Origin of the sequence: Nosocomiicoccus massiliensis (genome assembly GCF_000438455.1) — a bacterium.
GTDB classification, from domain to species: Bacteria; Bacillota; Bacilli; order Staphylococcales; family Salinicoccaceae; genus Nosocomiicoccus; species Nosocomiicoccus massiliensis.
The window spans coordinates 1-14,790 of record NZ_CAVG010000150.1 but is presented as its reverse complement, the minus strand read 5'-3'; the positions used below and the strand labels follow the sequence as shown (position 1 = coordinate 14,790).

At 37.5% G+C, this 14,790-nt stretch carries 13 protein-coding genes and 1 pseudogene; 10 read left to right on the top strand and 4 right to left on the bottom strand.

The genetic code is table 11. From position 1 onward, the window contains the following. The 3 genes from TJ68_RS08560 to TJ68_RS07905 form a co-directional block, all read left to right on the top strand. Nucleotides 1–260 (top strand): hypothetical protein (locus tag TJ68_RS08560; RefSeq protein WP_040929610.1); only part of this gene is annotated, 260 nt, incomplete at its 5' end. Nucleotides 261–377: 117 nt separating this feature from the next. Next, nucleotides 378–1,391 carry a 3-deoxy-7-phosphoheptulonate synthase gene (gene aroF / locus TJ68_RS07910; protein WP_040929609.1) on the top strand — a complete coding sequence of 338 codons (1,014 nt, stop codon included), beginning with the start codon at nt 378–380 and terminating at the stop codon, nt 1,389–1,391. Between the two features lie 41 nt (nt 1,392–1,432). Continuing rightward, nucleotides 1,433–2,218, top strand: coding sequence for an N-acetylglucosaminidase (locus TJ68_RS07905; protein WP_040929608.1), 786 nt, complete (start codon nt 1,433–1,435; stop codon nt 2,216–2,218). Nucleotides 2,219–2,227: 9 nt separating this feature from the next. Here the strand turns inward: TJ68_RS07905 and fdhD are convergent, their stop codons facing one another. Further along, on the bottom strand, nt 2,228–3,022 hold the full coding sequence (fdhD, locus tag TJ68_RS07900) for a formate dehydrogenase accessory sulfurtransferase FdhD (RefSeq protein ID WP_081643701.1): 795 nt from the start codon (nt 3,020–3,022) through the stop codon (nt 2,228–2,230). 106 nt (nt 3,023–3,128) lie between these two features. On the opposite strand from fdhD, the pseudogene TJ68_RS07895 reads away from it, so the two are divergent. The 4 genes and pseudogenes from TJ68_RS07895 (at nt 3,129) to TJ68_RS07880 (ending at nt 9,339) form a co-directional block, all read left to right on the top strand. Beyond that, a pseudogene (locus tag TJ68_RS07895) lies at nt 3,129–4,388 on the top strand (L-lactate MFS transporter). Between the two features lie 76 nt (nt 4,389–4,464). After that, nucleotides 4,465–6,822: an FdhF/YdeP family oxidoreductase gene (locus TJ68_RS07890; protein WP_040929606.1), complete on the top strand. Its 2,358-nt coding sequence runs from the start codon at nt 4,465–4,467 to the stop codon at nt 6,820–6,822. A 125-nt stretch (nt 6,823–6,947) separates the two neighbouring features. After that, nucleotides 6,948–8,102 (top strand): hypothetical protein, encoded by a 1,155-nt coding sequence (locus TJ68_RS07885; RefSeq protein WP_040929605.1) that lies wholly within the window; start codon nt 6,948–6,950, stop codon nt 8,100–8,102. 10 nt (nt 8,103–8,112) lie between these two features. After that, nucleotides 8,113–9,339: a metal-dependent hydrolase family protein gene (locus TJ68_RS07880; RefSeq protein ID WP_040929604.1), complete on the top strand. Its 1,227-nt coding sequence runs from the start codon at nt 8,113–8,115 to the stop codon at nt 9,337–9,339. A gap of 38 nt (nt 9,340–9,377) precedes the next feature. Here TJ68_RS07880 and TJ68_RS07875 read toward each other — a convergent pair whose 3' ends face one another. Next, the gene (locus TJ68_RS07875) at nt 9,378–11,045 is read right to left on the bottom strand and encodes a Na/Pi cotransporter family protein (protein WP_040929603.1); all 1,668 of its coding nucleotides are present in this window, start codon (nt 11,043–11,045) and stop codon (nt 9,378–9,380) included. 144 nt (nt 11,046–11,189) lie between these two features. On the opposite strand from TJ68_RS07875, the gene TJ68_RS07870 reads away from it, so the two are divergent. Continuing rightward, nucleotides 11,190–12,032, top strand: a complete 843-nt coding sequence (locus TJ68_RS07870) for a DUF368 domain-containing protein (protein WP_040929602.1) — start codon at nt 11,190–11,192, stop codon at nt 12,030–12,032. Here the strand turns inward: TJ68_RS07870 and TJ68_RS07865 are convergent. After that, nucleotides 12,029–12,280, bottom strand: a complete 252-nt coding sequence (locus TJ68_RS07865; RefSeq protein ID WP_040929601.1) for a hypothetical protein — start codon at nt 12,278–12,280, stop codon at nt 12,029–12,031. The two genes, TJ68_RS07870 and TJ68_RS07865, sit on opposite strands and share 4 nt — an antisense overlap. Before the next feature lie 63 nt (nt 12,281–12,343). Between TJ68_RS07865 and TJ68_RS07860 the strand changes: the two genes are divergently transcribed. Further along, nucleotides 12,344–13,576 (top strand): lipid II:glycine glycyltransferase FemX, encoded by a 1,233-nt coding sequence (locus TJ68_RS07860; protein WP_040929600.1) that lies wholly within the window; start codon nt 12,344–12,346, stop codon nt 13,574–13,576. Nucleotides 13,577–13,615: 39 nt separating this feature from the next. Then, nucleotides 13,616–14,539: a hypothetical protein gene (locus tag TJ68_RS07855; RefSeq protein WP_040929599.1), complete on the top strand. Its 924-nt coding sequence runs from the start codon at nt 13,616–13,618 to the stop codon at nt 14,537–14,539. Between the two features lie 17 nt (nt 14,540–14,556). Here TJ68_RS07855 and TJ68_RS08555 read toward each other — a convergent pair. Further along, nucleotides 14,557–14,790 (bottom strand): hypothetical protein (locus TJ68_RS08555; RefSeq protein ID WP_040929598.1); only part of this gene is annotated, 234 nt, incomplete at its 5' end.

Below are 14,790 nucleotides of genomic sequence, written 5' to 3'. Positions count from 1 at the left end.
CATCGATTTCTAAAGAAGAAACAAAAGATGAGCCATCAGAAGTAGAAGAAACTGAAAAAGTTAAAGATGAGTCTGAAGAGATAAAAGAAGAAATTCAAGAAGAACCAAAAACTGAAAGCGAAGATAATCGAGATAGTTACGATATGAATGATTATCAACCAAAAGAGACGAACAAAGAAGAGAATGAAGAATCCTCTCAAGTGACATTTACTCCAGAAAAAAAGAAAAAAGGGTTTCTCGCACGATTATTCGGAGGTTAAGTATTATTTGTTTCACATGAAACGTGTTACAATACTTAAGAGATTATCGTGTGGACGTAATATTATGACTGCCACTTACAGTGGCAGTTTTTTTGCAGTTAGATAGGAGGATTGTTTGTGATTATTCACATTTCACAAAACGCATGTGAAAACCAAATCGATGAAATTACACAGTTCGTTGAGTCGATGGGCTTAAATGCACATCGTTCCAACGGTTCAAATAGAATTATTTTAGGCTTAACTGGAGACGTATCAAAGGTAGATGTGAACACGCTGAAAAAATATCACATCGTAGAAGGTGTATATCGTATTACCGCACCTTATAAAAAAGCCAACCGTCAATTCCATGAAAAAGACAGTATTATTGATATTGATGGTGTTAAAATTGGTGGGCCACACTTTTTAATGTGCGCGGGCCCTTGTTCTGTTGAGAACGAGACCGATACAATCGAACTTGCGAAACAGCTAAAGGCATCTGGTGCGAACGCGTTAAGAGGTGGAGCATTTAAACCGAGAACATCACCTTATAGTTTCCAAGGCCTTGGCGTAGAAGGTTTAAAAATCTTAAATGAAGCTAAAAAAGAAACTGGACTTCCAATCGTTTCAGAGCTTATGGGAACAGAACATTTAGATACATTTGTTGACATGGTTGACGTCATTCAAATCGGTGCACGTAATATGCAGAACTTTGATCTGTTAAAAGCAATCGGACAAACAGATAAACCGATTCTTTTAAAACGCGGCATGTCAGCGAAAATTGAAGAGTGGTTAATGAGTGCGGAATATATATTAGCAGGAGGCAATAAAAACGTTATTTTCTGTGAGCGTGGTATTCGTACGTTCGAAGTTGCAACGCGTAATACGCTTGATATTCAAGCAGTACCTGTTGTACAAAAAGAATCACACTTACCAATCGTCGTCGATCCATCTCATGCAGCAGGAGTTCGTTACGTCATTCCGTCGATGGCAAAGGCAGCGGTAATGGCAGGAGCAAACGGACTTCAAATCGAAGTGCACCAAAATCCTGAAAAAGCATGGAGTGATGGTCAACAATCGTTAACACCTGATGAATTTAGTGATTTAATGTCAACGATACAATTATTGCTCCAGATGGAAGGCAAGACATTATAAGCCTATTAGTGCTATAGTCATGTTTTAATTAAAGGAGAGTTATGAAAAAATCAATTCAAAGCCACGCGATGGTCATCATGATGTTAATCGTCATCGTGACATTTATAATCGCATTTATCGTTTCGATGAGTTACTTAGTGGAATCGGAGGACGAGCCTTTGTATACATTTGAAGAAGCGTTACAACTACAATTAAATAACGGAACAGAAGATTTAAAATTTGATTCGGGATACCTTGTACCTGCTACAGATGAAGATATTAAAAATGCGATGGATCCTAAACACCAAGGTGTATTTCAGTTTGTACAATTAGATAATCAGTCAAAAATTTCCGTTGAAAACGCCAATGAATTGTTAAAAAACTCAGGTGTTTTAAAAGATACTGGTGAATTTTTTGTTCAGGCAGAAAAAGAATATAACGTGAACGCATTATATTTAATTGCGCATGCAAAAATAGAAACTGGTAACGGAAAATCAGAGCTCGCAAAAGGAATTAAAGTTGATGGAACGACGTACTATAATTACTTTGGAATCGGAGCATTTGATATCGGAGCGATAAAAACAGGAAGCAGTTATGCCAAAAAAGCAAATTGGGATTCAAAAGAAAATGCGATTCTCGGTGGCGCGAAATTTATTAAAGAACATTATTTTGATAATAATCAAGTAACGCTCTACGATATGAGATGGAATCCAAATTCACCAGGAACACATTTATATGCGACTGATATTAGATGGCCAGATTCTATTGCTAGAGTGTTAGAATCACATTACGAAGCAGTACAATTAAAGCCAGATTTTATAGAGAAAGACATATATAAAGAGGAGTAACGCTATGCGTTACTCCTCTTTTGCTCCGATGACTCGATTTGGATGGCTATAAATATTGAATCCACCACGTCTAATGAAACCGACAGCCGTTATATTTAAATCTTCAGCCAGGCGAAGTGCTAAATCTGTTGGAGCGGATTTAGACAATACGATACCGACCCCGATTTTAGACACTTTCGTTAACACTTCAGAAGACATTCTTCCACTAAAGATAATAACTTTATCATGGACAGTGATACCGTTTTTTAAACAGTAGCCATATAGTTTATCGAGTGCGTTATGTCGACCGATATCTCCACGTTGTACGATGATTCCGTCAGGTGAAGCAATACTCGCGTTATGAATACCGCCAGTTTCTTTGAAGACGTCAGACGTATTTTGCATCGTCTCCATAAGGTCAACAATCTGCTCTGGTGTCACTTTCGTTTTAGACATCGATACTTTTGACATCTCCATATCACTTTGGAAATAAAACTGTCGACTTTTACCACAACATGACCCGAGGACGCGTTTTGTAAAGCTGAACACATCAATCGGAATTTCTCGAGTTGTTTCAATGTGACAAAAACCACAACGGTCATCGATGTTCATCGTTTTAATATCGCTAAATGAACGAATTACTCCTTCAGAAGCTAAAAAACCGATGACTAATTCTTCGAGATGGTCTGGAGTACAAACGAGTGTAGCAAACTCCGTGTCATTGATGTAAATAGTAAGTGGAAATTCTGTAGCAACTTTGTCAGTTAACGTTTCGAATGCATTATTTTTATATTTTATAATCGTTTCATTTGAAATGATATCCAATTTAATTATCCCCTAAAAAATATATTGTAAACCCTTACTTAGAGTTTTATAATCATAATTATACTTGATTGACAACTTTGTGAAAAGGAAGTAAGGGGGAAACACAATGTCAACAACAAAAAATCGCTGGCTCATAGCACTGGCCGGTGTAGCATTACATATTTCTATCGGATCTGTTTATGCATGGAGTGTATTTACTCAACCATTACAAGACAAAATTGGTTGGACGTTGAGTGAAGTATCGTTAATTTTTAGTATTGCGATATTTTTCTTAGGTACATCTGCAGCGTTTATGGGTCACTTTGTCGAAGCGAGAGGACCAAGAGCATAAGGTCTAATTTCAACTGTGTTCTTTGCATCTGGTTTAATCGTTTCTGGATTTGCCGTACAGATTGAAAGTCTTTGGTTACTTTACCTCGGGTACGGTGTTCTCGGTGGTATTGGACTCGGTATTGGGTACATCACACCAGTTTCAACGTTAGTTAAATGGTTCCCAGACCGCCGCGGAATGGCGACGGGTCTTGCAATTATGGGATTCGGATTTGCAGCGATGATCGCAAGTCCGGTAATGGGTTACTTAATCGATTCAGTTGGAATCGCGAACACGTTTTACATAATGGGTGCGACATACTTTGTAATTATGCTTTCAGCGAGTCTATATATTGAAAGACCACCTGAAGGTTACCATCCATCAGGAATTCCATTAGAAGAACAACCAGTGCAAAAGAAAGACTACGTGCAACTTGTTGCGAACGAAGCAATTAAAACGCGTAGATTCTATTTCTTATGGCTAATGTTATTTATTAATATTACGTGTGGGATTGCTATTTTAGCAGTAGCTAGTCCAATGGGACAAGAAGTTGCAGGATTATCTGTAAAGAGTGCGGCACTTATGGTTGGAATTATGGGAGTATTTAACGGTGTGGGACGCTTATTTTGGGCAAGTATCTCAGACTATATCGGTCGCCCGAATGTGTACACTGTATACTTTATCATTCAAATCGTCGTATTTGCATTACTACCGTTTACTACAAACGGCGTACTATTCATGATCATGTTATTCATCATGATTTCTTGTTACGGTGGAGGATTCTCAGCAATTCCAGCGTATATTGCTGACTTATTCGGTACTAAACAACTCGGTGCAATCCACGGTTACATTTTAACAGCTTGGGCACTTGCAGGTTTAGTTGGACCATTTATCGTAGCAAAAATTTATGAAGCAACACAAAGTTACGATTTGACACTATACATTTTCGTGGCAATGTTTGTCGTTGCGTTAATCATTTCGATTCTCATCCGCTCAGATATTGCTAAAATTAAAAGAGAATCAGAGTTAAATAATCAAACGAGCGAATCGGTTTAAACGAATTAAATCATTCATCATTGCTACCCTATATTGTGTATAATATAGGGTAGAAATATTTTGAGGGGGAATTATAATGGGCAAAACATTGCATCCAGGTCCTATTAATAAGACAAAACGCTGGGACCCCAAATTATGGGTGAGTCCAATTCCATTTGGATTAACGAAAGTTAAACCACATCATATGAGAGATACAGCCAAAATCGTATGGAAAAATAGAGATAACTTAAACTACGCCAAAAACATCATTTTAAAAGGTGTTTGTGACGGGTGTGCATTAGGTGTGTCTGGTCTTCAAGACCAAACGTTAAACGGTCCACATATGTGTACGACACGTTTTAACGTACTACGTTTAAACACAGCACCACCAATTGACCCAGAGTTTTTACACCAAGATATCGACGAATTACGCAAATACTCAAGTCGTGAGTTGCGTGAAAAAGGAAGAATTCCTTATCCAATGATCCGTCGTAAAGGTGAGCGTCGTTTTACACGTATTTCATGGTATGAAGCGATGGAGCAAATTTCAAATAAAATGCGTGAATTAGATCCAAAACAATACGCATTTTACTTAACGAGCCGTGGAATTACGAACGAATCATACTATGTGGCAGCTAAAATAGCACGTTACTTAGGAACGAACCATATCGATAACGCATCACGTATTTGTCACTCACCATCTAAATCAGCATTAATGCGCTCAATTGGTGTAGGTGCGTCAACTTGTAACTACCAAGACTGGTTAGGTACAGACGTACTCGTATTCTGGGGATCTGTTGCATCTAACGCATCACCAGTATCAACGAAATACATGATGGAAGCTAAAAAACGTGGTACGAAAATTATCGTCATTAACCCGTACCGTGAACCAGCACTTGAAAATTATTGGGTACCATCAGTAACAGAATCTGCATTATTCGGAACTAAAATTGCAGATGAGTTCTACGAAGTAAATATCGGTGGAGATATTGCGTTAATGCACGGTATCATGAAGCATTGGTTTGATATGGAAGAAGCACGTGAAGGTGCAGCAATTAACCATGAATTTATTAAAGATCATGTAAACAACTACGAAGACTTAGTAGAAAACGTGAAATCTCAAGACTGGGATGAAATTGTTAAGTCTTCAGGTATTTCTAAGAGTGACATTATCGAGCTTTCTGAAACACTTGCGCACGCAAAAACAGGTGTTATGGTATGGGCGCTCGGTTTAACGATGCACTCACACGCAACAGATAACATCTCACAAGTTGCGAACATCGCGTTATTACGTGGATGGTTAGGTAAAAAACATTGCGGATTAATGCCACTACGTGGACACTCAAGTGTTCAAGGTTCAGGAGAAATGGGTGCAGATCCATTCTCACTTCCTGGTGGAGGATTTGACGATGCAAACGTCGAAAGAATCGAGAAGTTATGGGGCTTTGACTTACCAAACTGGCCAGGAGATACAGTCGGTGTAACGATTGAAAACGCAATGTTAGACGAAGACAATGAAAGAAAACTAAAACTATACTATATGTCAGGTGGTAACTTCTTAGAAACGATGCCAAATCCTGACTTTGTAGAACAAGCTTTAGCTAACTTAGATATTCGTGTGCACCAAGATATTATTTTAAATACGTCTACACTTGTCGATGCAAAAGAAGCTGTCATCGTATTACCAGCGAAAACTCGTTACGAGCAAGATGGCGGTGGTTTATCGACATCTACAGAGCGTATGGTTTACTTCTCGCCTGAAATTGAAGGAAACCGTAATAGAATCGAAGAAGCACGTAGTGAGTGGCAGATCTATGTCGATCTCGCTAAACGTGTCAAACCTGAGGATAGTCATTTAATCGACTTTAAATCAGGACAAGAGATTCGTAACGAAATCGCAAAAGGTAACCCTGCATATGACGGAGTACAGTACTTAACTAAAGCAGGAGACGTTTACCAATATGGTGGAGCTTGGTTATGTGAAGGTGGCGTATGTCCAACACCAGACGGCCGCGCGAACTTAATTACGATGGAAATTCCAAAGAGTAATGACAAAGCAGGAGAATATAAACTGTTAATGCGCCGTGGTTCACAGTTTAACTCGATGGTCTACGGAGACTTAGATAACTTTAACCACATGGGTCGTCACGATGTACTAATCAACCCGAAAGATGCTAAGCGTCAAGCGATTGAAGACGGAGAAGCAATTGTACTTTACAACAAAAACGGAGTATTCCAAGGTCATGCGAGATACGCAGATATCCGTGAAGGTAACGTCGGTACGTTATTCCCAGAAGGAAACTTCTTAGCGCAAATCGGTGTATACGAGAGCTTCGTAGAAATGCCAGATTATAACGCAAACGTAAAAGTTGAAAAAGCAGATTTCTTCAACGCAAACAAAGACAGACAATATTTAGAAAAACCAGTACCGGATTTAGAAGATAATCCGAACTAATTAACAAATACCTGAGGTTTTACACCTCAGGTATATTTTTATATATAGAATATTCAGAAAATTCATTTACTTTTAAGTTTGGATGGGCCATAATCAAATCATTAATTTTTTTTGAGGTGAGTAAAATGACTTTTGATCCAATAGTAGCAACATTTTTAATTCTTTTAATTCTCACCATTGGCGAATTGATTTCGATTGTGACACATGCGAGAGTGCCAATGCTGATGACAGCGATGATTTTATATTTACTACTCATATGGTCAGGATTGTTCCCAGAAAATATGACAGAGCAAACGTTAGTACCTTCACTTGCGATGGTATTAATACCGGCACTGATCGTCCATATGGGAACACTAATGAGTTATGATATTTTAAAGAAACAATGGTGTGCTGTCGTCATTGCATTATTTGGATTAGTAGGTGCTGTAGCACTTGTACTATCACTAGGTACGTTAATATTTGATTTCTCAGTAGCAGCGAGTGGTATCGGTCCAATTTCTGGAGGGGTGATTGCACTACTTATTACGACTGAACGTCTACAAGAGTTAGGGTTAACGAGCTTAATCGTCGTTCCTGTCATGATTGCCGCATTTCAAACACCAGTTGGTATGCCGATCACGACTTATTTTATGAGAAAGTACAGTCGTTACTTCTTAAAACATAAAACTGACGCGGATAAACAGCAAGATATAGAGAACAAAGAACGTTACGAGCATGCACGATTTAATATTTTAAAAAACAACCTAGTTTTACTAACGATTATTTTTGGCTTTGGTGCAGTAGCAATAGTGTTAGCTAAATATACTCCGATTCACTATACGTTATATTCGTTACTATTCGGTATTATTTTAGTAAACCTTCGTATTTTACCTAAAGCAGCCTTAGAAAAAGCGAACTCATTCTCATTTTTAATGGCAGCGTTAATGATCGTCATTATTAATACGATGGGTGGCATTACACCAAAAGACGTCGTCAATCACTTCCCGGCAGTCGTTGTTATTTTAGCAGTCGGTGTCATCGGCCTCTTACTCGGTGGATTCATCGGTTCAAAGCTCGTCGGATGGCATCATACGAAAGGAATACCAGTAGCTTTAACTGCATTACTTGGTTTTCCGGCCGACTACATTCTCTGTGAAGAAGTATCGAGAAGTGAAGCGAGTAACGACCAAGACGAAGAAGTATTATTCGATGAACTCGTATCGCCGATGCTAATCGGTGGATTTGTGACAGTAACTATCGCATCAGCAGTAATCGCAAGCTTTGTGATGGGATTAATTTAGGGGGATTATAATGAGTAAATTATTAGTTAAAAATGTAAATCTTATCAATGGTTCGGACGAAGACGTATTAGAAAATACAAGTGTCCTAGTTGAAGATGGTAAGTTTGTAGAAGTGAATCCAAAATCAGTCGATGATTCTGTTGAAGTGCTAGATGGTGAAGGAAGATATTTAGTACCAGGCTTTATCGATTCACACGTCCATCTCGCGACAGAGTTTCAGCCACTCGCTGAAAAGCTTGCACAACCATTTTCTTATAACTTTTTTAAATCGATTGAATACGCAAGAAATACAATTAACGCAGGGATTACAACAGTACGTGACGCGTATGGTGCAGATTTAGGGTTTAAAAAAGCGGTTGAAGATGAACTCGTCGTCGGGCCAAGAATGGTAATCTCGGTATCTGCATTATCTATTACTGGTGGTCACGGTGATTCAACAAACTATTCTGGTATCGATGTACCACTTATTACACCGCATCCAGGACTACCGTCGAATATTGCAGACGGTGTTGAAGAAGTACGTAAAAAAACACGTGAAATACTACGTGCAGGTGCAGACGTTATTAAAGTAATGGCAACAGGTGGTGTTTCTACACCGACGGATCATCCAAAATTTACTCAATATTCACAAGAAGAACTCGATGTCATCGTCGAAGAAGCACGCTATAGAAACGGTGTTAAAGTTATGGCACATGCTCAAGGAGAAGAAGGAATTCAGCAATGTCTAGATGCGGGTATCCACTCAATTGAGCACGGGATTTACTTAACAGATAAAATTATTGATCAGATGAAAGAGCAAGAGACATTTTTAGTACCGACATTGCTCGCACCAGTGTCTGTGATTGAATTTGCAGAAGAACTTGGTGTGAGCGAAGTTGGATTAAAGAAATCAAAAGAAGTGCTAGAAGCACATGTAGAGAGTTTTAAGAAGGCGCATAAAAGTGGTGTAAAAATCGCAATGGGTACTGATGCAGGGGTATTTAAACATGGTACGAACTTAAGAGAATTAGAGCTCATGGTCGAGTATGGGATGACGCCGATGGAAGCAATCATCACATCGACAAAGACAGCTGCAGAATGCTTAGAACTTGAGAACATCGGACAAATTGCCCCTGGATTTTTAGCAGACTTCGTTCTATTAAAAGAGAACCCATTAGAAAATATCGGAAGTCTAAAAGACAATGACAACATACTTGTCGTTGCGAAAGAAGGAAAAGTTTTAAAAGATATACGATAAAAAATAATCCGAAGTACGATCTGTACTTCGGATTTTAATTAGTCATAAATTGTAAATTCTTCTGGTAACTCATGTCTTGTTGAGTAAAGGATTGTTTCTGAGATGTTTCTAGAGTTATAACCGATACGCTCCAGTAATGCGATCAGTTCAGAATAGACAGCACCAGATTCAGGTGAGCACGTACCATCGTTAAGGCGAGACACGTGGTCTTGACGTAATTTATGTTCGATTTTATTCGACTGATTACTAAGTTGAATGATTCTTTCCAGTCCTGAAGGATTGTAAATATCAATAGAATCTACTGTCATATCAAGTGAACGTTTGACGTGTTTCATCATTGTCTCAAGACCTTCAAATGCAGCGTCTGAGATTTTGACACGATCTTCTTCTTTCATCTTATATTCGTTTGCAAAGTCTTCGATGAATTTAGCTGTATTCGTATAAATACGTGTGACTTCAAGTAGTGCAGCGATATTTTCACTATCGATATTTCGCTGGTTTTGAAGTTCGAGTATGTCCATCAAGTATTTTCTAATACTATCTTGTACGTTATCTACGAGTTGAACTTTTTCGATGATTTTTCGATGTCTTTTATCGGTCGGATTTTCAACGTATTTAAATAAATCTTTAAACGTATCCGAAATGATTAACCCTAAGTTTTTCACTTCACTTTGTGCACTTTGTGTTGCAAGTTGAGGTGACTGTCTAAGTAAAATTGGGTCTAAGAAGTTAGGTTTATAATCTTCTACGAGATCTTTACCAGGTACAATTTTAGTCACAATCCATGCAAGAACACCGATGAATGGTAACTGGATTAACGTGTTGATTGTGTTGTATGAACCGTGTGCAAATGCGATTGTCATTGGTTTATTTAAGTTTAATGCAGACTGTAAGAAATCTACATATATGACAAATAAAGGCATTAATATCATAAAGATAATCGCACCGAGAACGTTAAAGATTACGTGCACGGCAGCAGCACGCTTAGCTGCAAGTGAACCAACAAGTGCTGCTAGTACAGCTGTAATTGTTGTACCAATGTTGTCTCCAAGTAATATGGGCAGAGCTGCTTTTAAGTCAATAAGATCATTTAAATAAAAGTTCTGTAAAATCGCGATCGTCGCACTCGAACTTTGTACGATGACTGTTAATATAACCCCAACTCCAAGACCTAAAAAGCTGTTATCACTCATTTCTAGCATTAAGTTACGGAACGCTTCTAAGTCTGCGAGAGGTTTTACCCCGTCACCCATTAGCTCAAGACCAAAGAATAACGCACCGAAACCAAATAATATACGTCCTAGGTTATTAATTGATGTTTTGTTAAAGAAAAATAGTAAAAAGCTTCCGACAGCAAGTACTGGGAGTGCATACTCACCAATATCTAAACCGATAATAAATGCTGTAACTGTCGTACCGATGTTAGCCCCCATAATTACACCGATTGCTTGTCGTAAAGTCATAAAACCAGCAGATACGAGACCGATTGTAATGACGGTTGTACCCGAACTACTCTGAATGAGTATCGTAACGATCATCCCTGCTAAAATTCCGCGTATTGGTGTTGCGGTCATACGGTTTAATATTTCACGTAAACGGTCACCAGCGGCTGCTTGTAAACCGTCTCCCATTGATTTTATCCCATATAGAAATATCCCGAGTCCCCCGAGGAACGAGAAGATAATTTGCATTGGAGTAGTATCCATAATTAATCCTCCGATAAGTCATTAAGATTTAAAGTCTTTAAATTATGTATATAAGTATTATAATACCATTTTTCATTGCAAAATAATAAAATTTTATGAACATATGGTAAAATATATTATCAATAAAAAGCAAGAGGTTAAATTATGAGATGGAGTAACGTTATTCGAGGGTTCTTTATGGGTATTACTGAAATGTTGCCTGGTATTAGTAGTGGTACGTTGATGTTATTACTCGGAATATATGACCAGACACTCATAGCAATAAACGAATTATTTACAAAACGATATAAGAAATCGTTAATGTTTTTAATCCCACTTTTCATTGGGATGGGAATTGCGATTGTGACGATGTCGTCACTGATTAACTACATGTTAAATACGCACCCTATAATTACCCACTTTTTCTTTTTAGGACTAGTAATTGGTGTCATACCAATGATGTTTAAATTAGGTAATTATAAAGTGGAGTTTAAAACAGTACATTATTCTATTATCGTAGTAGTGACAGTATTACTATTTTTAATGGATTATTTTATATTAGAAAAGTCACATGTAACGTCAGTTGAAATGAGCACGACGATGTTAATTTGGCTGTTTATATGTGGATTTTTAGGAGCGAGTGCTTTAATATTACCCGGGTTATCTGGGTCAGTGATACTACTTATGCTCGGTGCGTATCCGATACTCATGTATTCGATATCTGAATTTTTATCATTTAACTTTACAGTAACGCCTGTATTAGTGGCTGTTGGGCTCGGTATTATCGCAGGAGTATTACTAACGAGCCGAGTGCTACATTATTTACTACGCGTCTATCCGTATTTAATGTACGCACTCATTATCGGATTGTTAGCTGGTTCGGTCTTCCCGATATTTAATGGTCTCCCGAGTCGTCCAACTGAGTGGGTTATTTCAATTATAGCGTTTATACTTGGGCTATTTATCAGTTACTATATGTCGATAAAAAACAATTCAGACACTATTTAAGTAAAGTAAATTAAAAGAATTCGATAAAAGTGAGTCAGTGCGAGTACAATGTTAATAACAGCAAGTATATTCGTCAGCTTTTTACTGCCGAGGAGTATATAAATAACACTTAACGCACCGGAAACGACGAGTAAAATAATACGGATACTTAACCAGTCGATGAGTTCATCAGCTGAGTAGTTTGCGTATATATCGAATGCACTCCATGCATTAAATAATATAAAAATTAAAAGTAGTAATTGTTTCATAATTTCATCACCTTCTTTAGAAATTATAGCAAAATTTTTAAACGAATGATTGGAGCACATATTATGTATAAAAAGTTAAATGTGAACGAAAACGACTATAACACGTTTATTGAGACACATAAAAATGGCGACTTACTTCAGTTAACCGATTGGGCGGAATCTAAAAAGTTAACAGGTTGGTACTATAAGCGTATCGCTATTGGGAATGATGAAAAAATTGTAGGAGCAGCGACGTTACAGTTTAAAAAAATTCCAAAAACAAAGTTTACGCTCTGCTATATATCGAGGGGATTTGTCGTCGATTATACCGATGAAGCGGCTGTAAAGACGTTATTATCGGAAACGATAGACGTCGCATTAAAAGAAAATAGTTACGTCATTAAAATCGATCCAGACATTCCTGAAGATGATAAAAATACATTAGAACTCTTAAAATCCCTCGGGTTTAGACACCACGGATTTTTAGATGGTATGAGTAAAGACGCGATTCAACCACGTCAAACGATGGTGACAGACGTTTCAGTCGACGATAAAGCACTCCTTCAAAGTTTTGATAGAAATAACCGCACGAAAGTCCGACGTGCGTTACGCATGGGGACAGTTGTAAAACGTGCATCTCGTGAAGATTTAAAAACGTTTCACGAACTGATGAAAATCACCGGCGAACGAGACGGCTTTTTAACACGCGACATTACGTATTTTGAATCGATGTACGATGCACTCCACGATAACGGGCATATGGAACTGTTTTTAGTCGAGCTTAATCCTAAAAACGTAAAAGAAAATATTGAAAAAGACATTTTAAACGTTAATAAAGATATTAAAAAAGCGGATAAAATCGCCGACGAGACGAAAAAACAAAACCAGTTAGATAATCTAAACAACCGTTTAAGCAAATTAAATACGCAACTTGAAGAAATAAAAGAGATTAAATCGACAGAAGTATTATCTGGTGCGTTATACGCGCAATGTGGTGAAAAATCATATTACTTATACGGCGCGTCATCTAACGATTACCGTGACTTTTTACCGAACCATCATATGCAGTTTCAGGTGATGCAATATGCAAGAGAACACGGCGCAAAAAGTTATGACTTCGGTGGGACGAGTGTTTCCCCACCAGAAGACTCAGAGTATTTTGGACTATGGCAATTTAAAAGTCAGTGGGGGACAGAAGTATCTAATAAGATCGGTGAATTTGATTACGTTCTAAACCGTCCGCTGTATCATTTGCTCAATACAGCCGTACCACTGTATCAAAAATCTAAAATGTTTTTAAATAAAATTAGAAAATAAGGGTATAATGTATAAAAGCAACATTAAAGGAGGTCAATTATGTTTGAATATCAACGTTTATACTGGAATCATTTACGCGGCGAACACCTTAAAGTCGTGTTAAACATCGTACTTTACGTCATTTTCTCAAGTATCGTTTCAATAATTGGAATTGGATTAGGATTCGCTGTAATCGGGGGTACAATATTTAGCTGGACAAGTGCACAAAGTGGACCAGGAGCACTCGGTATTATAGGAATCATATTAGCAGTACTATATTTATTTGCATTAGTAATATTTGTCTTATTACTATTAGGATACGGATATTACAATTACTTCTTCTTAGCATATGAAGAAAAAGAATCAAAATTTAATCATGGATTATTCGCCTTTAAAAAAGAACGTTACTTAAAGTCATTAGGACTTGTCATCATCATTTCTATCATTGCTTTCGCAACGAACTTTGCACTTAGTTTTGTTGGTGTGCCACTAAATTTAATGGTCGATCCGAACACTTTAACTAGTGGAGATTATTCAATAAACTTTACACCAGCAATCATCGTTTTCGCTATCATCGGAGCAATTATCTCGATGCTTGTGTCATTTCTCATTGAAGGTATAACACTCAGCATGTGGTTTAGACATTTAGAAGCACCGTTGTCAACGCTTGGAGATAAAGTTGCGACTGGTACTAACGTCGTGTTTAAAAACTTTAAGCAGTTTTTAAAACTGATTCTTTCAGTTTTCTTAATCGGCGTGTTACTCACGATTGTTATTGCGGTATTAATTATTAGTGGTGTCGCAATTGGAGTTGCTACAAACAGTGATGCTGTGATGTTCTTTGTAGTACCGATTATCATCATCGTTTCGATCGTTATCGGCTTGCTTGGTACTTATCTCATTTACGGAAGTTACGTCACGTTTTATAAAGAAAACCGCGCAAGATTAAACTTAGACGACGAAATTGAATATATTGAAGCATAAAAATAAGCCGTTCTACTTTATAGGTAGAACGGCTTAAATATTGCTAAATATGCTATAAATCCAATAGAGACGAGAGAAATTGTCATTAACGTTAAAGAGAAATAGTTATTTAACTCGTCGTCAGAATTACTTGAACTCGTATTAAATGCTTTTACGCTTATATATAGAGAAAGTAACGCGACTATGGACCATGAATATATAGAGAAGAAAATAACACCTTCATTTAAGATGATGTTCACAAAAAACATCGC